Origin of the sequence: Faecalimicrobium dakarense (assembly GCF_000499525.1) — a bacterium.
Taxonomy (GTDB): domain Bacteria; phylum Bacillota; class Clostridia; order Peptostreptococcales; family Peptostreptococcaceae; genus Faecalimicrobium; species Faecalimicrobium dakarense.
Genome location: NZ_HG529358.1, coordinates 1 through 24,346, shown reverse-complemented (window position 1 = coordinate 24,346; position 24,346 = coordinate 1). Strand labels below are relative to the sequence as shown.

Below are 24,346 nucleotides of genomic sequence, written 5' to 3'. Positions count from 1 at the left end.
ATATAAATGGAGGATAAGTAATGGATATTTGTATTCAAGAGATAAGTGATTATAAAAAAGCACCAATGAAACTACTTTTATTAGCAGACCCATCAGAAAAATCAGTAAAAGATTATTTAAATAGAGGAAAGTGCTACATAGCTTATTGTGATGAAAATATAGTAGGTGTATATGTATTAATAGATACAAGACCATTAACTATGGAACTTGTAAATATTGCAGTGGATGAAAAACACCAAAATAATGGGATAGCTAAAAAAATGATAAAAGATGCGATTAATAGATGCAAAGACAAAAAAATTAAAGTACTAGAAGTAGGTACTGGAAATTCGAGTATAAAACAATTACAACTATATCAAAGGTGTGGATTTAGAATCACAGGAATAGATAAGGACTTTTTCAAGATACATTATAATGAAGAAATATATGAAAATAAAATTCAATGTATAGATATGATTAGGTTAAGTATGAATATGTAATCAAAATAAAATTAGTTTTATTAACTTAAATATGGAGGCACTATATGATAATTGATATTACACAAACTACTAAAATAGGTAGAGTTTATAGGAAAGGATCAGAACCACTACAGGTAGAAACCGTTAAGAGATTTCAAAGTTCAGGAAAAGAATATACTACAACTTCATTTTCATGCGATGTACATAATATGGGAACTCATATAGATGTTATGTCTAGTAATGTTATATTAGAAAATGAAAGATTAATTGCACAGGGAATAAAATTTGATGTTTCAAATATAAAAGATAGAACTATTACATTAGATGATTTAGATCTTTCTATTGTAAAAGAGGGAGTTTATGTATTTTTCCAAACTAACTGGGACAAGTATTTTGATGATGAAGAAAAATATAATAATCATCCTGAAATATCTATGGAGGTTATAGAATACTTGGTTGATAAAAAAGTAAATATGATAGGAATAGATACTCTAGGTTTAGGCCTTAGTAAAAATCATGGATTAATAGATGTTTTTCTTGGAAAGCACGGAGCTTATGCAATTGAGAACTTAGCTAATCTTGATAAAATACCAAAGGATAATTTTAGGGTATACTGTTTACCAATGAAAATAGAAGGATTAGATGCGTATCCAACGAGGATACTAGTAGAATTTTAAATTAATTTAATAAATAAATTAAAAGACGTAGATATTACGTCTTTTTTTATGCTGAAAATTAAAAACTATCTAGATTTTAACTTATATAAGTTATAGAGAATATTGAAATGTCGAAAAAAATCGAACATATTTAGTTGCTAAACAATATTATACGTCATATAGTATTAGTAAAGGTATATTATACGCCGTATAATATGAACCATCATATAACATGAAAGTAGAGGTGTGAAATATGTCTTTTCAATTAGGTTCAGCATTATTGGATACATGTGTTTTAGCAGTACTTACAAGAGAAGATGCATATGGATATATTCTAACTCAGCAGGTTAAAGAAGTTATGAACATATCAGAATCAACATTATATCCAGTACTGAGAAGACTTCAAAAAGATGGTCATTTAATTACTTATGACCAATCATATCAAGGAAGGAACAGAAGATACTATCAAATTACAGATTCAGGAAGAAAAAAATATAAAGAGTATATATCGGAGTGGGAAGAGTATAAATTGAGAGTAGATAAGATTTTATTAGGAGGGATAGTAAGTGAATAAAAATCAATTTATAGAAGAATTGAGAAATAAATTGAAAATGTTACCAGAAAGTGAGATAGATAATGCAATAAGCTATTATATAGAATATTTTGAAGATGCATCTATAGGAAATGATGTGGATGTAGTTAGTGAATTTGGTTCTCCATCAAGTATTGCATCACAAATTCTAGCGGACTACGCTGTTAAAGATAATAAAGAAAGTAAAAAGTTTGGAAAATCAGGAATATCGTCTATTTGGTTTATAGTACTTGCTATTTTAGCATCACCAATAGCACTTCCACTAGCATTTGCTATGATTATATTACTATTTGTGCCAGTTATTATAGTAGCTGCTTTGACTTTTGCATTTATAGTTACTACAGGAGCTTTAATATTTAGTGGATTTGCAACTTTTATTGCAGGTATATCGGTTATATTAAGCGATTTATCCACGACGATTCTATTTGTAGGAGCAGGAATAGTATTAATAGGAATAGGCTTACTATTTTTAGTAATGGTATTATTCCTATCATCAAAATCCATTAAATTAATATCTAGCATTTTTAGCAAACTACTAAATAAATTTAATAAAAGAGAAATATAGTAAAGGAGAATTTATTTATGAGTATATATAAAAAAATAGTAATCACTTCACTTTGTCTAATTTTAGTAGGGCTAGCTCTTGCATCTATAGGATATTTATCTGGAGGAAAAACTGCACTTATAAAAAATAAGATAGGGTACAGTATAAAAGATGATTATAAAAGAATAAGTGAAAAAGAAAAATTAGAAGCATTTAAAAATATACAAATTAATGCTAATTACTTGGATAATATTGAAATAGTAAAAGGTGAAGAGTATAAAATAGAGGTAAATTATAGTGAAAGAATAGGTGAAATTAACTATAAAGTTGAAAATGGTAGCTTAATAGTAAATCAATCTAGTAATAAAGAAACAATTGGATTTGACTTTGGATTTATAAATAAAGAACCAGATTATATAAAAATTTATATACCAAAAGATAAAAATATGAGCAATTTAGTTATTGAATCTGAAAATTCAGATATAAAAGTAGAAAATATAGATGGAGATACAGTATCTATATTGTGCAATTATGGAGAAGTAAATTTAAATAATATATTATCAAATGATATGTCTATAAAAGCTAAAAGCGGAGACATAGATATGAAAAATATAAAAAGTAGTGCACTAGAAGTAATTAATGATTATGGAGATACAACTTTTGAAGCTATAAACTCAAATGATTTTATGGCAGATATTAAAAATGGTGATGTTTATATAAATAATATAGAAGTATTACAAAATTTTAATATAGAAAATGATTATGGAGAAGTGGATATAGCAAACTCAAGATTAAATAAATTTAAAGCTATTATATTAAATGGAGATATAGATATAAATAATAGTAATATAGTTAGTAGTAACATAGAAAATTCATACGGTGAAGTAAACTACTCTATTAATAATTCAGAAAATTTATATAATTATTCTTTAAACTGTAATTACGGAGATATAAATATAAATGGAAAAGAATTAGGAGAAAATTTAGAAAAAAGTAATAATGCAAATAATAATATTAATATTAATTCTGAAAATGGAGATATTAATTTAAATTTTAAATAAAATAACAAAATAATGATAGTTTCATAGTATATATATAATAAACTTTTAAGGAGAATTATTATGAGAGAAATACATGAAACTATTTTATTTTTCTTTATATATAGTTTTTTAGGGTGGATATTTGAAAGTATATACTGCTCTATTGGAAATAAGAAAATTATAAATAGAGGTTTTTTAAATGGCCCAATATGTCCTATATACGGGTTTGGAGCTTTAATTATTATATTTTTTCTTAAGAACTTTCAAGGTAATATAATATTGCTTTTTATATTTGGGGCGCTTATAACATCAACTTTAGAGTATATAACAGGAATTATTTTAGAAAATTTATTTAATACAACATGGTGGGATTATTCTAAAAAAAGATTTAACATAAAAGGTAGAGTTTGTTTAAAAAACTCTATACTATTTGGAGTTATGTCGGTAGTCTTGATAGAAGTTATACATAAAAATATTTATAACTTAGTAGTAGATATTTCTGATTTACTATTGATAGTAGTAGTTATAAGTATTTTAGTATGCTTTTTCATAGATTTAAATTTTACAGTATTATCACTTAATAAATTAAATCGTAAACTAAAATTTATGGATGAAATATTATTAGAGCTAAGTAAATTAAACATAAATCTAGATAAATTTGATGAAGAAAATATAAAAAAGTTATTTAGTCATATTAAGAATAAAAATATAGTAAATAAAATTGAATCTATAAAAGAAAAATCAACTTGCCAGAGAAGAATTATTAAAGCATTTCCAAATATGAAACATAAGTATAAACAAGATAGATTAGTATATTTAAAACAAATAATAAAAGATAAAAAAAGTGGTAAACTAAAGTAATTATTTACAATTAAGTTTATTATTTTTTATTAAACCAAATTAATTAATCAATAAATAAAAAGTCTTAACTTATAACAAGTTTAAGGCTTTTATTTTTTTGTAATATATTTACTAAATTAAGTTAAAAATACCACTATGAAGATAATGAGGTGAAAAAATGAAATTAACTAAAAGTATTAAAACAAACTATGATACTATAGCAAGTAAATTAAAAATTGATAAAAGTTTTGACTTAATTGCTAGAGAAATAAGTGTAGGAGGAAGAAAATCATATCTATTTTTTGTAGATGGTCTTATTAAAGATGATGTAACTGAAAGAATTTTAAATACCTTTATAACTATTCCAAAAGAAGACATGGACAAAGTTCCTGATATGGGAAGTTTCATGGCAAATTACATAGCTCATATAGAGGTTGACAAGGAAAATGACATTGATAAAATTGCAGCATCAGTATTAGCAGGACCTATGGCGATAGTTATAGATGGATTTGAAGATGCCATAATATTAGATGTTAGAACCTATCCAGCTAGAGGTCCAGAAGAGCCACAAAAAGAGCAAACTCTTAAAGGGGCAAGAGATGGATTTGTTGAGACTATTGTAATGAATACAGCCCTTATAAGAAGAAGAATAAGAGATAAAAATCTTGTATTTGAAATGGCAAGTATAGGAAATATGTCAAAGACAGACGTATCAATAGGGTATATAGAAGGAACTGCAAACAAAGAAACTGTAAGTTTAATAAAAAAAGAATTAGAAGAAATAGATGTAAGAGCCTTAGATATGGGAGACCAAAGCTTAGTAGAAACATTAACTAAATCAAAATGGTATAATCCATTCCCAAAAATAAAAAGCACACAAAGACCAGATGTTGCATCAGCTCATATAGCAGAAGGTAAAATAGCTATACTTATAGACACATCCCCGAATGTAATAATACTGCCTACAAGTATATTTGACTTTATGCAAGAAGCTGATGACTATTATCAACCAATTTTAACAGGAAATTATTTAAGACTTATAAGAAATATAACTCTTTTAATGACATTAATATTAACGCCACTTTATTTATTAGCAATAGAATATATTGATTTGCTCCCACAATGGCTTAAGTTTATAGCGCCAGAACCCGGTTATCAAGTACCTTTAATTGTTCAATTTTTACTACTTGAAGTAGCTGTTGACTCATTAAAGCTCGCATCTTTAAATACGCCTGGATCCCTTGGAATGTCTCTATCTGTAGTTGGAGCATTAATACTTGGAGAATTTGCAATTAAAACAGAGTGGTTTGTTGCAGAGACGATACTTTATATGGCAATTGTTGCACTTGGAGGTTTTGCACAGTCAAGTACAGAACTTGGATTTGCAATTAAGCTTTGTAGAATGCTTATATTGATACTTACATCTATATTTAATATATGGGGATTCATTGCAGGTATTATAATAACTATTTTACTAGTAGCTACAAATAAAACTATGACTGGTCAGTCTTATTTATATCCATTATTCCCATTTGATGGTAAAGCCTTAAAGCATTTATTATTTAGAACAGCTATAAAATCTAATAGAAAATAAAAATAAAGGTGTGAATTTTGTTCACACCTTTAAATATTAAAACCTTTTAGTCCTATAGAACCTATAAAGAAAATCTTTTTCTAAAGACTTGCTAAGAGTAGCACTTTCTTGGAAGTTTATAAATCTAATTTCTAAAGATGATTTATTTATAGGTATTACCTTATGGATAAGTCTTAGATTAACTATATATTGTTTATGAGTTGTAAAAAAATTGGGAGGTAGACGCTTTTCTAACTCATCAAAATTCTCATAAAATTTTACAACATCATGGTCTTTAGTATACAAATTAATAGCTCTAGAGTTTTTTTCAAACATAACTATATCATCAAAATTAATCATATGCATTTGCTTTCTAACTTTATAAACAAATAGTGTATCTTCTATAAAATTTCCTTTAGCAAATTTATGAGAATTTATATGATCTATAGCTATATTTATAGAGTCTAGTATTTTTTCTTTTGTAAAAGGCTTAACGATAAAGTCTATTGGATGAACCTTAAAACTTTCTAAGCTATAATCAGCAAAGCCAGTTACAAATATTATATGAACGTCTTTATCTATAGAAGTTACTTCTTTTGCACAATCTATACCATTTTTATAAGGCATATCAATATCAATAATTAATAAATCTATTTTTTCATTTTTTATAAATTCAATGGCATCTAATCCGTTTTCAACCTTTTTTATATAATCAACATATCCAGAGTCTTTAAGGATATTTTCAATATGATCTCTTACAGCTTTATCGTCATCGCAAATTAAAACTTTTATCATAAGTACCCCCTAAACTTAGTAGTATTTTGGTATTAAAATTGTAAATTCAGTTAAAAAATCATCGCTATTAGCGAAAATATGATATCCGTATTTATCTAATATATTTTTAACCAAATAAAGTCCATATCCCCTATTTGGTCCATCTTTAGTAGAGAAACCTTCTAAAAATATTGATTCAGTATTATGTATCTTAGGACCATTATTTTTTATAGATATAACATATTGAAATTCATCTTCATATATAAATAGTTTTATATATTTATTTTCTTTATATACAGTAGATAAAGAATCTATAGCATTATCTATTATATTAAGAATTACAGAACTCATGTCGCTTGGTTCAATAATCAAATTGTCTATAAAATCTTGAATATAAACATCAAAAGAAATATTTTTTATAAGACATTCTTCATATTTTAAAGAAGCAATAGCATCTAAATATGAAACTTTACCATATCTAGAAGTTTTAGCTCTAAAGCTATTAGATATATTTGTTATATAATCCTTTGCATCCCCACTAAGACCAGTATTAAGTAGTGAATACACAACTTGTAAATGCTTCAAATAATCATGCTTTTGACTTCTTAATTTAGCTATTATATTGTCTTTGTGTTCGATTTTATTATTAAGATTGTTCAGTTTATTCTCTTTTAAAATATTACTATTTAATATATTTATAAATTTAAATCCTATATAAAAACATAAGCACATTAAGATAAAAGATAATACCGAATTTAATATTCCCTTTAAAAATAAATCGTATTTAATTCTAACTAAAATATAAACATAACCCCTATAAAATAAAAATAAGTAATAATAGCTATAAAAATAGTAATTAAACTTCTTTCTAATACAGATATTTCCTTATAAAGTTTATATTTATTTAATATTAGATTGATAATTATAAATAAAATTAAACATATAGGAAACATAAAAATAATATCCATAGCACACCCCTAATTTCCAATTTATATGAGAATTATAACATTTATAAAAAAATATGTAAAAAGTGAAAATATGCAAATACAGTATATAAACTTGAAAATAAGCATGTAATTTTAAGCATATAAGTACTAAAAACTTGAAAAAGTACAGTTTGCCACATTTTTTTTAACAATATATAATTTAGTTAAGTTAAAGAAAGGACGTGGTAAATTTGGGGAACGATTTAAAAATAGTATTAAAGTACATAAAAAGTTATAAATCAAGGTCAATTGCTATAATTCTAAGCATTGTACTTGGAACAGCACTTATTGTAGGAGTAGGTACTCTATCAAGAGGTGCTCAACAAGCTGATTTAGATAGGTTGAAGAGAGAAACTGGTACTCATCATGTATATTTTAGAGACATAAATAAAGAACAACTTAAAATTGTTAAAAATGGAAATGACATAAAGGATGTATATATAACTTCATATTATGCATCTACTGAGAAGGGTGAGAAATTACCTATAAATATACTTCATGCAAGTGAAAATTATTTAACTAATAATTCTAATCTTATAAAAGGTAGATTTCCTAAAGCTGATAATGAAGTTGTATTAGAAGAATGGATACTTAATAGTATGGGTCTTGAACCAAATATAAATCAAGAAATAACATTTAAATTATATCAAAAAGAAAAACCGGAAACTTTTAAAGTAGTAGGAGTTTTAAAGGATAGATATAGGGAAAAAAGTGTTGGAGTATGCGAAATGTTTTTAGCTTTAGATGAAGATAAGCTTAATAAATTTACTCCTTATGTTGAGTTTAATGAAGGTAGCGAGATAAGTAAAAATATAGCTGATATAGCTAAAAAAGCTAAATTAAATATAGAAGAACAAATTAGACCAAACAGTATGCTTATAGCTTCAGTAGGGAATAATGGAGCATTAGATATAACAAGTAGAAATACAGCAATAGCAATAAGTTTATTTGCAGGTCTTGTAGTATACAGTATATATACTATATCTGTATATCAAAGAATAAGAGAATACGGTATGTTAAGAGCAGTTGGTTCAACTAATTTAAGAGTATTTAAATTAATACTTAGTGAACTTTTAATACTTAGTCTAACAGCTATGCCTATTGGAATACTTATTGGTATGGGTGGAGCCCAAATTTTTAATAAAATAGTTGGAAATATACAGTTTGAAGGAACTGTAAGAGTAACACCTTTTGTTATACCATTAAAAATAATATTACTTTCTATAACATGTACAATTTTTGTAATATTTATTATAAGTATATTAACATATATGAAAATTAGAAAAGTATCACCAATTGAAGCAATAAGAAGAAACTTAGGAGAAGATAAAAAGATAAAGAAAAGTAATTTTATAGTATCAAAATTAAGTAAAAATATACCAATATCTAAATCAATATCTATGAAAAATATATTTAGAAATAAGAAAGGATTTATAATGATTATGCTATCTATGAGTATAGGTGGAATAATGGTTATAAAAAGTAACTATGCATATTCTAGATCGGATGCTATGGCTGAAGATCAAAATAGAGGAATGTATAGAAATGGAGATTTTGTATTAAGTGTAAATACTGCTGGAGATGAGGAAAATGGCCTTAACGATGAACAAATAAATGAAATATCAAATGTAGATGGAATTAATGAAGTTAAAGCTGCAAGAATAATTCATAGTAGGATGCCTTTAGGAAAAAAAGATATATTAGATATGCAATTCTTTGATGAATCAACTAAAGGCGGATATTTTGGAAAAGTTTTAAATGGATTATTAATGAAAGACAAGGAAAACGATGGATACTTATTAAAACAAAAGTTAAAAGGTTTTAATGATGAAATGCTAAAATCTTTAAATGATTATTTAATAAGTGGAAAAATAGATATAGAAAAAATGAAAAAAGAGAATTTAGCAGTAATATATATGCCACATACTTATAAAGATTCTTATGGAACTAGAGATACAGTTGTAGGCGGTGGAGAACCGATTGTTGATATAAAGGTAGGAGATACTGTAAAAGTTAAAATACCTAAGGGAAAAATAGATGGAGAAAAGTACTGGAAAGGTCAAGATAATTATGAATATAAAGAACATGAGTTTAAAGTAGGGGCAATAGTTAATTATCCATTTGCTGATGAAAATCAGTACTCTGCTGATATGGGTGTTGATGTTATAACAAGTGCTGATTATTTAGAAAAGATAGAAGGAAAAAATAATTATGATATAGTTTATGCAAATATGGACAAAGGTGCTGACCATAAAGCTATAAATAAAAAATTAGGTAAAATAGGAAGTAAAGTACCTGGAGTTACAACTGTTGATATGACTCAGGAAAAAGAAACTAGTGAGAAAATGCTTCAAAAAATGAAGATTTATGATTATGGAGTAATAGTTATTCTGTTTGTAATAAGTATATTTAATATAATAAACAATGTAAGCTATAACTTAACTTCAAGAACTAGCGAGTTTGGAATGTTAAGAGCAGTTGGTATAAGTGAAAAAGATTTCAAAAATATGATAATATTTGAAGGATTATTGTATGGAATAATTTCAAGTATAATAGTTATAGTATTAGGGGTTTTACTACAACTTAGAATGTATAAAACTTTTGGATTTGAAAGCTATGGAATGGAATTTAAATTAGCATATGGAGCTTATATATTAGTTACAATTACAAACATAGTTGTAGGTCTTATTGCAACTTATCTACCATCAAGAAAAATAAAACAAAGTAATATAGTTGAAGCAATAAATATTATAGAATAGAGGGAATATTATGGTGATATTAGAAACTATTAATTTAGGCAAAATATATGGAAAAAAAGAAACAGCTGTAAATGCGCTTAAAGATGTAAATCTAAAAATAAATAAAGGTGAATTTGTTGCAGTAGTTGGTCCAAGCGGAAGTGGAAAAAGTACATTCCTACATTTGATAGGAGGATTAGAAAGACCAAGTAATGGGACTATAAAAGTAGATGGAAAAGATATATGTTGCTTAAGTGACAAAGAACTAGCTAAATACAGAAGGCAAGAGGTTGGATTTGTATTTCAACAATATAACTTAATTCCAGTTCTTAATGTTAAAGAAAATATAGAACTTCCTCTAAAACTTGATAATAAAAAAGTAGACGAAGATTATATAAATGACCTTATGGATTTATTAGGCCTTAGTGAAAGAAAGAATCACCTTCCGAATCAACTATCAGGAGGGCAACAACAAAGGGTTGCAATTGCAAGAGCATTATCTGCAAAGCCAAGTATAATACTTGCCGATGAACCTACTGGAAACTTAGATACTAAAACAACAGAAGAGGTTATGGAATTGCTTAAAATGTCTATAAAAAAATACAATCAAACTCTTATAATGATTACACATAATGTAAATATAGCTAAAAAAGCTGATAGAGCTATATCTATAGTAGATGGAAAGCTTTCTACTTCGGAAAATAAAAATAGCTTATAGTTAAAAAAGGAACTTTTAATTAAGTTCCTTTTTTATTTTTACTCTAACGTATATAAGTGCTTATTTAAATCATATTTAAACTTGTACCTTAAAAAAGTTATTATCTCTAATTAACAAGATGAATAAACTATAAAAAGAGTATATAAAAATAGGGGAGAGCCGTTATGAGTAAAAATAAACATAAAATTATAGTAATGTGTGGAATAGGATTAATTATAGTGTCAGTATTAATAATGGCTATTTTTGACTTAGGAATATTATCATTTTTCGGATTTGAGCATGAGTCTATAAAACCAGTGATTATATTTTTCGTAATATACTATATATTATATTTTCCAATAACATTAGTATCCGAAGCTTTTACAGAACTAATAGAAGAAATAAAGCATCTTACTCCTGTTCAGTATAAAATATTTAATTTTTGCATGGGAATGTGTATAAATGTAGCTTTAGTAAGTTTAGTTGATTTAGTAATAAAAGGAGTAAAAATACCATTTACCACAGTTTTCGTATTTTCAATACTAAAACATATTATGAGAATATATATATCTAACTTTATGGATAAAAAATTTGGTAGCGATAGTGATTATGAAGAAGATGATGATTTTTAGAAAAATGTAAGATATATTATAAATATAGTAAAGTACTTATAGAAGGAGAAAGTTATGAAACTTAGAAAAATACATCATGTGGCTATAATATGTTCGGACTATGAAAAGTCTAAAGCTTTTTATGTAAATGTATTAAATTTAAAAATTATAAATGAGCATTATAGAGAAGATAGAAATTCTTATAAATTAGATTTAGAGATAGGAGATAGTCGGATAGAATTATTTTCCTTTAAAAATCCTCCGAGAAGACCTAGCTATCCTGAGGCTTGTGGACTTAGACATTTATGTTTTGGAGTTTATGATATTGATGAAGCTATTAACGAGCTAAAAGATAAGAAAATAGAAGTAGAGGATGTAAGAGTCGATGAAATAACGGGTAGAAAATTTACTTTCTTTAGTGATCCAGATAATTTGCCAATAGAATTGTATGAGATATAGTTCTAACATATAATTTATATTGACAAATATATGCATATATCACTACACTTATCTTAGGATAAATAATAAAAAACAAAGTCATGAAGGCTTTTAATGCCTTATGGCTTTTTTTGTGTCTAAATTTAAATAAGGGGGAAAATTTATGGGGCAAGCAGAGTTTTTTGATAGCATAGCAAAAGAGTGGGATGACATTATAGAAGTAAATGAATATAAGATAAACATTCTTTTATCAAAATTAAATATTAAAGATAATACCAATATACTAGATGTTGGAACTGGAACTGGAGTTTTAATACCTTTTATAAAGCAGTTAAATCCTAATGGGAATATCACAGGAATAGATATTTCAAAAGAAATGATTAATATTGCTAGTGAGAAGTTTAAAGATATAAATAAGTTAAGTTTTAAATTAGTAAATGTTGAAAATGGAATTACAAATGGGGAGTATGATAAAATAATCCTCTATTCCATGTTTCCACATTTACAAAATAGAACATCTACTATTAAATCTTTAGTTCATAATAATTTAAAAGATGGCGGACAGCTTATGATAGCTCATTCCAATAGTAGAGAATTTTTAAATAATATGCATAAAGAAAAAAATGAAGTGGTTAGAGAAGATAGACTTATATGTGTTAAAAGTCAAAAAAACTTGTTTGAAGAAGCTGGTCTAAATGTAGTAGAGGCTTTTGAAAATGATGATATTTATTATTTAGTTATAAATAAAAATTAATAATATAAATTTAGGGGGATTTATTTATGAAAAGTAAGAAAATAGTTTTATCAGGAATATTTATAGCATTTGGGATAATACTTCCTATGGTGTTTCATACAGTGAATATGGCAGGGCCAATATTTTTACCAATGCATATACCAGTTTTAATAGGAGGATTTTTATTAGGACCTATTTATGGAGGGTTAGTTGGATTTATTACACCTATATTAAGTGGTCTTATGACAGGAATGCCACCGATAGTTCCAATGATGCCTATAATGGCCTTTGAACTTTGTGCATATGGAATAATAACAGGATTTTTATTTAGTAAGACGAAAAAAATATATATATCTTTAATAGGTGCTATGATCGGAGGAAGGATATTTGCTATGATTGGTGCATTTTTAGTATCTCTTACTATAGCTCCTCAAGTTAATCCAGTTATGTTTGTATTTGGAAATTTAGCTCAAGCTATTCCAGGTATGTTGATACAGATAGTATTTATACCTGTAGTAGTTAAATTTATGACTAAAAACCCAGAAATATCTAAGGTATTAGTTTAAAAGAATAAAATGTAATTAAAACAAAATTATTACAAAAATGTTTCAATATAGTTAGATTTATAGACTAAATCAAAACGAATATGCTAAGATAAACCCACTGGAAGAAATGACTGATTTCGACAAAAAGTACTAGGTGGTGTTTATTAATGAATAAAAAAATATTTAAAATATGTATTGGTATATTGCTGATATTAATAATAGGTTTTATAGTTTGGAACAAAATTTCAAGTAATTCTGTACCAAAATACGAAGCTAATTACAATAGAAAATTTAAGAGCCATGTTGTATTTTATCCACAACACCAAGATGATGAAGTGTTATGGGGTGCAAGCGCAATAGCTAAGGCAATAAATGAAGTTGGAAAAGATAATGTATATGTAGTTTTAGTTTCAGATGGATCAGGAGTTAATGTATTTAAAAATAATAAAAAATTTAAAAATTTAACTAGAGAAGAGAAAAAAGAGTTAAGAAATAATGAATTTAGAGATGCTCTTAAAGAATTAGGTGTAAAAAAAGAAAATATTAGAATCTTGGCTGATATAGATGGAAAACTAGGAACTCATTATGATTTAATGGAAAAAACTATATTAGATTTTGAAAAGAATTTAGGCAGTGTTACTCATATCGCGCATCATTATAAGTATGATGATCATATAATGCACAGAAAAAATGGTCAAGTATTAAAAAAACTTAGCGATGAAAATAAAGTAAAAGATGCTTTATATTTTATTAAACCTCAATATAGAAAAGATATACCAATGGATAAGAAAGTTATATATGAAGCAAATAATCAAAAAATGTATGATAAAGTTAAGAAAGCTTGCTATGAATATAAAGTAGTTGATGAGAAAAAGAAAAAATTTGGAATCGGTTATACTTCTGCACATAGTTATTTCGATAGACTATTAAGCGATCCGAAGCTTTCATCTGTATTAAGCATTTATTAAAACAAATCTATAACTTTAGAATACTTTTTTCTTGTGATAGATTATAAATAAAACTCATAAAATAAGAAAGTATTAACTATATTATAAGGTTAATACTTTTTTATTATGTAAATTTGAAATTAAAATGAATTTTTATAAAATTAGTCACATAATAATTGAAGTTTAAATATAAATATGATATCATCATATCAATATATTTGAGCAACGGACCTTCTTTTTAGGTTGTTGGCGATATAATTTTTAGGAGGTATGAAATGAATTTAGACCCTGAGCCCCAGAGGCTTGTATTACAATTAATATTAATACTTATACTAACAATGATAAATGCATTTTTTGCATCAGCAGAAATGGCAATTGTATCAGTAAACAAAACTAAAATCAAAAATTTAGTGAAAGAAAATAACAAAAAGGCGATATTATTAGAACAACTAATAGAAGACCCAAGTAATTTCTTAGCTACAATTCAAGTAGGAATAACTCTCGCAGGATTTTTCTCAAGTGCATCTGCAGCAACTGGCATATCAAGTATTTTAAGTGAAAGGCTACAAATACCTTATGCACAGCCTATATCAATGGTAATAGTTACTCTTATACTATCATATATAACCTTAGTATTTGGAGAACTTGTACCAAAGAGAATAGCTTTAGAAAATGCAGAAAAAATAGCACTTTTCTCTGTAAAGCCAATTTATTATGTATCAATAATTACAAAACCATTTATTAAAATACTATCTTTATCAACACATATAGTACTAAGACTTTTAGGTTATAAAGATGAAAATACAGAAGAAGAAGTATCTGAAGAAGAAATCAGATCATTGATATCTCAATCTGAAGAACAAGGCTCTATTAATAAAGATGAAAAGGACATGATAGAAAGTGTATTTGAGTTTAATGACAAATTATGTAAAGAAATAATGACATCTAGAAAAGATACCTATTCAATTGACATAGATGATGATATTGAAGATTATATAGATGAATTATTAAGTTTACCGTATTCGAGAATACCTGTTTATGAAGATAACATAGACAATATTATAGGTGTAGTTCATATTAAAGACTTATTAATTCAAGCAAAAAAAGTAGGATTTGAAAATATAAATATTAGAGAAATAATGAAAAAACCATATTTTGTCTTAAACACTGAAAAAGCCAATCAATTATTTAAAGTAATGCAATTAAAGAGAATTCAAATTGCTTTATTAATAGATGAATACGGTGGATTTTGTGGGATAGTAACCATGGAAGATTTAATAGAAGAAATCATGGGTGATATTGAAGACGAGTATGATATAGAAAATAAAGAAATAGTTAAAACAGAAGATAATAGCTACATAGTTAAATGTAGTATAGGGTTGTCCGAGTTTAATGAAAGGTTTGGATTACACTTAGAGGAAGGTGATTATGATACATTAAATGGATATATAATTACTAAACTAGGTGAAATACCAAAAGTAAATGATTATAAGGAACTTCAAGTAGAAGGGATTAATATAAAGATTATAACTGTAAACGATAAGAGAATAGAAAATGTAAAGATAACTTATTTAGAAAACATAGATATAAAAGTAAGTTAAAAAGAAGCAGATCAAATCTGCTTCTTTTTTATTAAAACTAGATACCATATATTGAAAATATATTTACAGAAGCATTAATACTAATTAATCCACACGTTTTTTAAGCAAAATATTTAATTTACTTTAATAACGTGTGGATTATTATATAAATTTTATAAAGTATAATTTTTCAATATTCTAATATAATGATTAGCTTCTCTTAATACATGATCTGCAAGAAGTGGAAGTATTATAGAGCGTATTTTACATTGGTTAATTCCTTCGGTTCCTGCTTGTTTGAAATTCTTAAACTGAATAGTCTGATTTAGAGTTTCGTTTGTAATACTATCTATCGTTGTATTTGTCATATTTTTCGCTTCATCAATTAAATCTGCAAAATCATCCGCAAAATCATCAGAAGTTTCAATTAAGTCATTTTCAGAAGGATCAAGTAAACCTCTAATAAATAATGCATGTTCCATCATAATCTGATCCCAAAATAGCTCTGTTTCTCTTACATCTTTAGAATCAATATCAATTCTATTTTCTAGATCATTTATTAAAGAAAGATATAAAATTGCCTCACGAGTTATATGATCAATAAGTAATGGATAATTAGTTGTAAATAAATTACAAGATAATACTTCATTTAATAATCTTCTTTTGAAATTAATAAGTCCATTAAGAAGTTTCTTTGCATTAGAGTTAAGTCTATTTACATAATCTAGCAGTTCAGGTCTAATCTGAGGATTTCGCGCACTACGTAAATTTGCTTCTGATCTAGTTATATCTTGATTTATATCTATACCTGTGAGATTTTGTGTTTTTTGTTCTGATCCTAGTGTGTAATCAGTAATAATTTCTCCAGATTCTAAAATATCTGAACTAACTATACCATTACTAGCACTTACTGCATATGATAATAGTTTTTCAAATTCCCTTTTATAATGATCAGCTTCTTTAGCAAGGTTTGAGTCTTTAGGAGTAAATCCGGCCTCTAAAAAAAGAGAATGCTCTTTCATAATTCTTGAAAAAAACAAATGAAGTTCAAGTGATAATATAACATATTTTTGATCGCTTAACATAATTTCTCCCCCTAAAATAAAAGATTCGCTTCAGTCAAATACATTGCTCAAAATGCCCTACTTTACATTATTTATTAAGATGCTATATTGTGCATGTCAACATAAAAATAGATTTAAACTTTAAGTTTAAATCCATTTTCTTTAAGCCAGTTTCTTTTAATTATATAATCAGGAATAATACTTTGAACTAAAGACCAAAATTTATTAGAATGATTCATTTCTCTAAGATGACAAAGCTCATGAACAACTACATAATCAACTATATCAATAGGTGCAAGTAATATTTTATAATTTATATAAATATTACCTAGAGAAGAACAAGTTCCCCAAGTAGATTTCTGTTCTTTAACCTTAAAACTTTTAAAAGATACATTTAATTCTTTAGAATAAATATTTATGCGCTCGTTAACGATAGCAGTTCCATACCATATTAGCCAGTCTATGAAAAGTCTTTTAAGCTCTTTATTTTGTTTATCAAGAGACATGAAAGTAGGAACATAAGCTATAAATTTATTTTTATCAAACTCAAATTTACAATTAATAATGTTACTACTTCTAATGATATTTAGAATGTGATTTTCTCCAAGAAAAGGTAGATTACTATTATCTTCAAAACTTAAATCAACTTCCTCAATCTTTTTATCTTCGAATTCTTTTAATTTATTAAAAATCCAATTAGCTTTAGATAAAACTAAATTTTGTATTTCTTTATCAGGTACATATGAAGGTGATAAAATTTCAACAATACCAGGATATTTTATTTTAATAGAGATACTTTTTTTTAGGCTTTGTTCTTTTTATATTATAGTTTATAAAAGTATCTTTATATTTTATTTTATACAAATTAAAACCTCCTTAAATTAATAATGTATATAATATTACTTTCTATGTTATTATTATATAATATAAACTTTAAGGAGAGAAATACATGAATTATATAAAAGCAAATAACAAATATGAAGTATTTGTTAAAAATATAGGTATAAAACAAAGATTTGAAAAATTAATTACTAAATCTGTAAATATAACACAAGAACAATTAAAAGAGTGTAGAGACTATGCATTAAATGAGTCTAAAAAGTTTGATGAATATAAGAAGTTAATACCTAAAGATATAAAAAATAAAGAATTGCAACAAGAAGTATTAGTACAAAGAATATTTATAGAAAAAGTTTCTGAGTGTGGATTTTTAAATTATTTAATGAGTAAGGGAATAGATGAAAGCGTAATAAATAAGAAAAAGATAGCTATAAAAACTGCAATAGCCAATGAAATACACACTAGGCTTATAATAGATAAAGATGAATTTGAAAATAATAAAAGTAATTATTACGTAGGTGTTCATTTGAATCTAGAAATGGAAGATAAAAAGGACCAAGTTAAAAGACATTTAATAAAAGATTTATATAATATAGAAAAAGTGCAAATCTTTGGATACTTAGATTATAAATTTATAAATGAGCTTAGATATGAAACGATAAAGAATAAAGATGGAAAAAAAGAATTTAAGTTTTTCACTAAAAAAGCATCTAATTATAAAGGTAAAAAAGAATATGCAAAGCTTTTAGATATTGATTGCAAGTGGTACTATTTAAATAGGCTAATGCCAATAGACAATCTAATTAAAAATTTAAAATAAATAAAAAAGAAGCATTTTAGCTTCTTTTTTATTTTATAAAATACTACTTTAAAGAAGGAGAAATGTACATAGAGAGTTAATATAATAGCTTTAAGACAAATATATCAAGAGGTGATTGATATGTATATAATAATCGCAGGATGTGGAAAATTAGGGTCTAGTATTGCTAGGGAATTTTTAGATGAAGGTCATAATGTAGTAATAATAGACAAGGATAAAGAAAGGTTAGAATCATTAGGAAAAGGTATAAATGCATTAAGATTATCAGGTGTGGAATATGATATAGATACATTAAGGGAAGCAGGAATAGAATACTGCAATTTATTTTTAGCACTTACACAAAATGATAGTATTAATATAACAGCTTGTAGAATTGCTAAGAAAGTATTTAATGTAAATAGAGTAATTGCAAGGGCTGTAGATATGAATAAAGAACACATTTATACATCTTTAGGGATAGATTATATAAGCCCAATTAAGCTTGGGATACAAGAAATAAAATCTAGAGTATAAGAGGGAAGAGATGAAAGTTATAGTTATAGGGGGAGGCAAGGTAGGATTTTACCTTGCTAAAAATTTAGTTAATAGAAAGCACGATGTAACACTTATAGAGAAGGACAAAAACCTATGTAATGAAATATCAAATAAAATAAATATAGACATAATACATGGTGATGGTACAGACCTAGACGTATTAAAAGACGCAGAAATAGATATAGCTGATGTAATAGTAGCTGCAACAGGAAAAGACGAAGAAAATCTAGTTATTTGTGAAGTTGTAAAAGAAAATTTTAATATAAAGCAGATTATATCAAGAATTAATAATCCTAAAAATAAAGAAGTATTTAAAATGTTATCAGTGGATAAAACAGTTTGTAGCACAGAAGTTATTAGTAATTTAATAGATTGGGAATTTGAAAATGAGCAAATTAGAATACTTCAGATTTTTGAAAGAGGTAATATGGTTTTAGTAGAAATATATATAGATAAAAATATCACTTGGTGTAATAAATCAATAAAAGATTTAAATATGCCATTTGATTTTGTAATTGTTTATATATACAGAGATTCTAAAGTAATATATCCAAAAGGAGATTTATTATTAGAAGAAGATGATAAGATAGTAATAGCAACTGATAGCAAAAATATAAAAAGTAAAAGTCAATTTATTTATTCTAAACTAGAAGAAGCTTTATTTGTATAAAGGAGCTTTAACATGTTGAAACTTAAAGAAATTATATTTGGAATTTTAAAGGAAATAGGGTATATAATCGTGTTATTACTAGCGTTGTTATTTATGACTTCGTTTACGTAAGTGGGGGATTTTATGCGAAGAAGTAAAAAAAATAGTAGTGATTTAAAAGTAATTAGTTACTATACAGGATATATTGTAGTTGGCAGCTCATTTTCTATGTTAATACCAATGATAGTAGCTTTATTACTAAATGAGTATGAGCCATTAATGGATTTTATAATAAGTATAAATATAGCATTTATAGTTGGGTTTTCACTTATGGCAATTGGAGAGAATAACAAAAACAATACATACATGGAATGGAAACATGGTTTAGTTACTGCATCATTATCTTGGTTAATACTTACAATATTAGCTGCAATACCGCTTTACTTAAGTGGTCATATGTTATCTTTTTTAGATGCTATATTTGATGTTATGAGCGGTTTCACAACCACAGGAGTATTTTTAATACAAGATTTAGATCATATAAGTATGAGTTTAAATATGTGGAGGCATACAATAACTTTTTTAGGTTCACAAGGTATGGTAGTTCTTGCAATAACTTTTTTAAGTAAAAAAACTCAAGGAGCTTATAAAATGTATGTAGCAGAAGGTAAAGATATTGAGTTATTACCAAATACACATAATACAAGTAAACTTATATGGATTATAAGTTTATTATTTTTAGGCGTAGGAACTTTTATAATTTGGATAAATGGTATGCAAATAGGATTATCTCCGATGAGAGCTTTGTATCATGGTTATTGCATAATATCATCAGCATGGAGTACGTCAGGTTTTGCTCCAATGAGCCAAAATATAATGTATTATCATAGTTTCTCTTATGAGATGATAGCTACAATATTTTTAATGCTGGGATCAATAAATTTTGGTCTACATTATTGTATATGGAAGGGTAATAATAGTGAAATCTATAAAAATATAGAAGTAAGAACATTTCTAATTATAATATTTATAGCAGCATTTTTATTAGCAAATGGGCTTAATAATCTTAATTTATATCCAAATTCTATGGCAATATTTAGAAAAAATATATTTACTTTATTGTCAGCATATTCAACTACAGGATTTATGAGTTCATACACAAGCCAATTTGCTAATGAGTGGGGAGATTTCAATATTTTAATTTTATCAATAATAATGCTAATTGGAGGGAGTGCTTGTTCAACTTCTGGAGGATTTAAAATGCTTAGAGTGGCGGTTGTATTTAAAGGATTTATAGCTAGTATTAAAGAGTCATTAGTATCAGAAAGAAGAATAAAAACATTTAAGTTTCATCATATAAAAGATCATATATTAGATAGTGAAATTATTAAATCTAGTGCAATAATAATACTTTGTTATTTAATTTTATTTCTAGTCGGAATACTATTAGCTTGTTTTTATAATTATCCATTAAATCAGTCTATATTTGAATCAGCATCAATGGTAGGAAACGTCGGATTATCAGTAGGAATAACTTCACCAAATATGCCTATCATTTTAAAACTTTATTATATATTTGTAATGTATGTAGCAAGGTTAGAATTTATGGCGGTATTTGTGCTTATAGGATATTCATTTGAAGGGATTAAAAAGATATGTATGAAATAATAAAGAAGACATTGATTTTTATATGCATGTTTATTTTTATAATATATCCAATAAAAATAGATGCACAGAATATTAATATAAATGACTTAATTTTAAATCCTAAAAAATTTAACCACCAAATTATTAGTGTAAAAGGCGAAGCAATTGGAGAAGCATTGAAAAGAGATAAACATGGATGGGTAAATATAAAAGACAGTACAAATGCAATAGGTATATATATGAGAAATGAAGATATTAAAAGGATAAATGTGTATGGTGGGTATAATAAAATTGGTGATACTCTTGAAGTCGAAGGTGTCTATAACAAAGCTTGTAGTGAACATATGGGAGATACTGATATACATGCAATTAAAATAGATATTATAGAGGGAGGGACTACTATAGAACCAGATGTTCCTAGCTATAAAATTTTAATAGCTGTAGGTTTGATAATGATTTCATTTTCCATTAATTATATATTATATAAGAAACATAAATAGAAATTTAGATAGCATCCATAAAAGTGGATGCTATTTTTTATAAAAATAAAATTTATCGATAAAATAAAATCGAAATATTAATATGTTTAATACTTAGAATAAAAAGTAATAAAAAATAAAAAAAGGTTAGTTATACTAAATTTTAATAAAATTAATATAAGGATACGGTTAGTTATACTAAACTTTTTAAAAATTAATAAAAACTTTTTTTAATAAAAAATGAATTAATGTGTAGAATACTAAGTTTAGACTTTTATATAAAAATATAAAAAAAATAAAAAAATGGTTGCAAAAAAATCTGTAGAATGTATAATTGAATTTATAAGTTTAATAAAAGTAAATAAAAAAGATAGTTATAATAAGTTTAATGTCATAAATTACTAATAAAAAAGGGGGATTTAAAATGAAAGATCTAGAATCAGAGGAAATACCTCTCTTATATAACTTAAAAAAATACTCGATGAAAGATATATCATGTTTTGATGTACCAGGGCATGTAAAAAACCAAGGAGTTAAAATTTTAAATAACTATTTTGGTGAAGATTTAATGAGTATGGATATAAATTCATCTCCGAGGATGGATAACGTAGCAAACCCTAAAAGCATAATAAAAGAATCACAGGAATTATTAGCAAAAGCATATAAAAGTGATAAAGCATTTTTTATAACTAATGGAACAACAGGAGCAATACAGATAATGATTTTATCTACTATAAATCCAGGAGATAAAGTATTATTACCAAGAAATATACATAAATCAGTTATAAATGCACTTATATTAAGTGGAGGAGAGCCAGTATTTATAGACCCGGAGTTTAGTAGTGAACTTGGTATTAGTTTGAATGTTGATGCTAACAAGATTAAGAAAGCATTAGACGAAGTAAATGACATAAAAGCAGTATTTTTATTAAATCCAACTTACTATGGAGCATGTTGCGATTTAGAAGAAATAATTAAAGTTTGCAAGGAAAAAAACATCTTAGTTTTAATAGATGAGGCACATGGTGCGCATTTTCCGTTTAATGAAGAACTTCCAACATCAGCTATGGAACTAGGAGCACACATGAGTGCTGTAAGTATGCATAAAAGTGGAGGAGCATTAACTCAAGCATCAATACTTTTAATAAATAAGGATATTGATGGAGATAAAATTCAGCAAACCATAAATATGCTTCAATCAACATCAGCATCTTATTTACTTATGGCAAGTATTGATGGTGCAAGACATAATTTAGTTAAAAATGGCCAAAGCCAATTACTAAATGCAATAAAACTAGCTAGATATGCAAAGTCTAGATTAAATAAAATTAATAATATAAAAGTTTTATCAAAAGAACTATTAAAAAATAAAGGTGTAGATTATATTGATGAAACAAAATTATGTATAAATGTATCAAATTTAAGTTTAACTGGATATGAGGTTTATGATTTACTTTACAAAGGATTTGATATTCAAGTAGAACTGGGAGATATAAATAATGTATTAGCACTTATATCCCTTGGGACTACAAAAGAAGATGTAGATAAGCTTATAAATTCAATAGAGATAATTGCCTTAATAAGTTCAAAAAATGTGAGTAAAGGTACGGTTAAAATAAAACAAATAAATCCGATTATAAGGTTAAATCCACGAGAAGCTTTTTATTCAAAAAAAGAAAGTATCAATATTGAGGATTGTGTAAATAGAATAAGCGGTGAAAGTATAATGGCTTATCCTCCAGGAATACCAGTAGTGGCACCAGGAGAACTAATTACAAAAGAAATTATTGATTATATAAAACTACTTAAAGATAGTAATGCATACTTATGCGATATGAAGGACAAAACTTTAGAAACAATTTTAGTTATAAGTTAAAATTAGATATTTAGGAGAGTGAGAGTTATGAAATTTGAAACATTAGGACGTCATATATTAGTTGAATATTACAATTGCGATGAAGAGATTTTAAGAGACCCAAAACTAATAGAAGAGTTTATGAATAAATCTGCACTAAATGCAAAGGCGACTATTGTAGATTCAGTTTTCCATCATTTTAATCCATGGGGAGTATCAGGTGCGGTAATAATAGCAGAGTCTCATTTAACAATACATACATGGCCAGAGTATGGATACGCATCAGCAGATTTCTTTACTTGTGGAGACATAGATCCATGGAAAAGTTTTGAATTATTAGAAGAACTTTTAAAAGCTGAAAGAAGTGAATCAACTGAAATACCTAGAGGATTAACAACTAAGATACAAAAATTTGCAAAAAAAGATTTAGGTACAATTACTCATAAGCCGGAAGCTATATAAATAAAAATACCTAAAATTCACTGCGTTCATATCGCCAACGAATTAACTTCACATACGTTCAGGTAATTCCGTTGCTCAAAATAACGCTTGAAAAATAAAAATAAATTTGGACTTATATTTTACCATATATAAATAAATAGCGCAAATAAGCGCAGGTAGAATAAACATAAAATAAAATAAATTTGGAAATTTTGGAGGTACTATTATGGAACTTTGGTACACAGAAGAGTGGACTGATAATGTA

Annotated in this window: 26 protein-coding genes; 22 read left to right on the top strand and 4 right to left on the bottom strand. The window is 26.1% G+C overall.

The features are described from left to right. Window positions 1-20 precede the first annotated feature (20 nt). The 7 genes from BN899_RS10925 to BN899_RS10895 all read left to right on the top strand — a co-directional run bounded on the left by BN899_RS10925 (window position 21) and on the right by BN899_RS10895 (window position 5,724). Window positions 21-479: a GNAT family N-acetyltransferase gene (locus tag BN899_RS10925; protein WP_207636857.1), complete on the top strand. Its 459-nt coding sequence runs from the start codon at window positions 21-23 to the stop codon at window positions 477-479. Window positions 480-523: 44 nt separating this feature from the next. Beyond that, window positions 524-1,135, top strand: coding sequence for a cyclase family protein (locus BN899_RS10920; RefSeq protein ID WP_052356817.1), 612 nt, complete (start codon window positions 524-526; stop codon window positions 1,133-1,135). A 232-nt stretch (window positions 1,136-1,367) separates the two neighbouring features. Further along, on the top strand, window positions 1,368-1,688 hold the full coding sequence (locus BN899_RS10915) for a PadR family transcriptional regulator (protein ID WP_042275312.1): 321 nt from the start codon (window positions 1,368-1,370) through the stop codon (window positions 1,686-1,688). After that, a complete protein-coding gene (locus BN899_RS10910; RefSeq protein ID WP_042275311.1) occupies window positions 1,681-2,271 on the top strand; it encodes a DUF1700 domain-containing protein in 591 nt (196 codons plus the stop codon). The genes BN899_RS10915 and BN899_RS10910 overlap by 8 nt, the downstream gene beginning before the upstream one ends. Window positions 2,272-2,288: 17 nt before the next feature. Continuing rightward, complete coding sequence (locus tag BN899_RS10905; RefSeq protein WP_042275310.1) at window positions 2,289-3,311, top strand: DUF4097 family beta strand repeat-containing protein; 1,023 nt, start codon at window positions 2,289-2,291, stop codon at window positions 3,309-3,311. Between the two features lie 60 nt (window positions 3,312-3,371). Continuing rightward, a complete protein-coding gene (locus BN899_RS10900) occupies window positions 3,372-4,151 on the top strand; it encodes a putative ABC transporter permease (protein ID WP_042275309.1) in 780 nt (259 codons plus the stop codon). A gap of 157 nt (window positions 4,152-4,308) precedes the next feature. Beyond that, window positions 4,309-5,724, top strand: a complete 1,416-nt coding sequence (locus BN899_RS10895; RefSeq protein WP_042275308.1) for a spore germination protein — start codon at window positions 4,309-4,311, stop codon at window positions 5,722-5,724. Between the two features lie 36 nt (window positions 5,725-5,760). Here the strand turns inward: BN899_RS10895 and BN899_RS10890 are convergent, their stop codons facing one another. Continuing rightward, entirely contained in the window at window positions 5,761-6,498 is a 738-nt protein-coding gene (locus BN899_RS10890) for a LytR/AlgR family response regulator transcription factor (protein WP_052356816.1), read from the bottom strand. A gap of 15 nt (window positions 6,499-6,513) precedes the next feature. Continuing rightward, a complete protein-coding gene (locus tag BN899_RS10885; protein WP_242824154.1) occupies window positions 6,514-7,209 on the bottom strand; it encodes a sensor histidine kinase in 696 nt (231 codons plus the stop codon). A 445-nt stretch (window positions 7,210-7,654) separates the two neighbouring features. Between BN899_RS10885 and BN899_RS10880 the strand changes: the two genes are divergently transcribed. The 8 genes from BN899_RS10880 to BN899_RS10845 all read left to right on the top strand — a co-directional run bounded on the left by BN899_RS10880 (window position 7,655) and on the right by BN899_RS10845 (window position 15,773). Then, window positions 7,655-10,222, top strand: a complete 2,568-nt coding sequence (locus BN899_RS10880) for an ABC transporter permease (RefSeq protein WP_042275307.1) — start codon at window positions 7,655-7,657, stop codon at window positions 10,220-10,222. A 10-nt stretch (window positions 10,223-10,232) separates the two neighbouring features. Then, entirely contained in the window at window positions 10,233-10,919 is a 687-nt protein-coding gene (locus BN899_RS10875) for an ABC transporter ATP-binding protein (protein WP_042275306.1), read from the top strand. A 164-nt stretch (window positions 10,920-11,083) separates the two neighbouring features. Next, window positions 11,084-11,530, top strand: a complete 447-nt coding sequence (locus BN899_RS10870; RefSeq protein ID WP_042275305.1) for a YrvL family regulatory protein — start codon at window positions 11,084-11,086, stop codon at window positions 11,528-11,530. Between the two features lie 54 nt (window positions 11,531-11,584). After that, window positions 11,585-11,968, top strand: coding sequence for an SMU1112c/YaeR family gloxylase I-like metalloprotein (gloA2, locus tag BN899_RS10865; RefSeq protein WP_042275304.1), 384 nt, complete (start codon window positions 11,585-11,587; stop codon window positions 11,966-11,968). A gap of 142 nt (window positions 11,969-12,110) precedes the next feature. Further along, window positions 12,111-12,701: a class I SAM-dependent methyltransferase gene (locus BN899_RS10860; protein WP_042275303.1), complete on the top strand. Its 591-nt coding sequence runs from the start codon at window positions 12,111-12,113 to the stop codon at window positions 12,699-12,701. 26 nt (window positions 12,702-12,727) lie between these two features. Next, the gene (locus BN899_RS10855) at window positions 12,728-13,246 is read left to right on the top strand and encodes an ECF transporter S component (protein WP_042275302.1); all 519 of its coding nucleotides are present in this window, start codon (window positions 12,728-12,730) and stop codon (window positions 13,244-13,246) included. 146 nt (window positions 13,247-13,392) lie between these two features. Continuing rightward, on the top strand, window positions 13,393-14,193 hold the full coding sequence (locus BN899_RS10850) for a PIG-L deacetylase family protein (RefSeq protein ID WP_052356815.1): 801 nt from the start codon (window positions 13,393-13,395) through the stop codon (window positions 14,191-14,193). Between the two features lie 254 nt (window positions 14,194-14,447). Beyond that, window positions 14,448-15,773: a hemolysin family protein gene (locus BN899_RS10845; RefSeq protein WP_042275301.1), complete on the top strand. Its 1,326-nt coding sequence runs from the start codon at window positions 14,448-14,450 to the stop codon at window positions 15,771-15,773. A gap of 152 nt (window positions 15,774-15,925) precedes the next feature. On the opposite strand, the gene BN899_RS10840 is transcribed toward BN899_RS10845, so the two are convergent. Beyond that, complete coding sequence (locus BN899_RS10840; protein WP_042275299.1) at window positions 15,926-16,837, bottom strand: DUF2935 domain-containing protein; 912 nt, start codon at window positions 16,835-16,837, stop codon at window positions 15,926-15,928. A gap of 113 nt (window positions 16,838-16,950) precedes the next feature. Further along, the gene (locus BN899_RS18675; protein ID WP_278244985.1) at window positions 16,951-17,604 is read right to left on the bottom strand and encodes a M48 family metallopeptidase; all 654 of its coding nucleotides are present in this window, start codon (window positions 17,602-17,604) and stop codon (window positions 16,951-16,953) included. Window positions 17,605-17,765: 161 nt separating this feature from the next. Between BN899_RS18675 and BN899_RS10830 the strand changes: the two genes are divergently transcribed. From BN899_RS10830 to speD, 7 genes are all read left to right on the top strand, one after another. After that, complete coding sequence (locus BN899_RS10830) at window positions 17,766-18,476, top strand: hypothetical protein (protein ID WP_042275298.1); 711 nt, start codon at window positions 17,766-17,768, stop codon at window positions 18,474-18,476. A gap of 120 nt (window positions 18,477-18,596) precedes the next feature. Next, window positions 18,597-18,989, top strand: coding sequence for a potassium channel family protein (locus tag BN899_RS10825; protein WP_042275325.1), 393 nt, complete (start codon window positions 18,597-18,599; stop codon window positions 18,987-18,989). A gap of 10 nt (window positions 18,990-18,999) precedes the next feature. After that, window positions 19,000-19,680, top strand: coding sequence for a potassium channel family protein (locus BN899_RS10820; protein ID WP_042275296.1), 681 nt, complete (start codon window positions 19,000-19,002; stop codon window positions 19,678-19,680). Between the two features lie 123 nt (window positions 19,681-19,803). Then, window positions 19,804-21,327, top strand: coding sequence for a TrkH family potassium uptake protein (locus tag BN899_RS10815; protein ID WP_042275295.1), 1,524 nt, complete (start codon window positions 19,804-19,806; stop codon window positions 21,325-21,327). Continuing rightward, a complete protein-coding gene (locus tag BN899_RS10810; protein WP_042275294.1) occupies window positions 21,315-21,806 on the top strand; it encodes a hypothetical protein in 492 nt (163 codons plus the stop codon). The genes BN899_RS10815 and BN899_RS10810 overlap by 13 nt, the downstream gene beginning before the upstream one ends. A gap of 403 nt (window positions 21,807-22,209) precedes the next feature. Further along, complete coding sequence (locus tag BN899_RS10805) at window positions 22,210-23,661, top strand: aminotransferase class I/II-fold pyridoxal phosphate-dependent enzyme (RefSeq protein ID WP_042275292.1); 1,452 nt, start codon at window positions 22,210-22,212, stop codon at window positions 23,659-23,661. Between the two features lie 27 nt (window positions 23,662-23,688). Further along, window positions 23,689-24,102: an adenosylmethionine decarboxylase gene (gene speD, locus BN899_RS10800; RefSeq protein ID WP_042275290.1), complete on the top strand. Its 414-nt coding sequence runs from the start codon at window positions 23,689-23,691 to the stop codon at window positions 24,100-24,102. Window positions 24,103-24,346 lie beyond the last annotated feature (244 nt).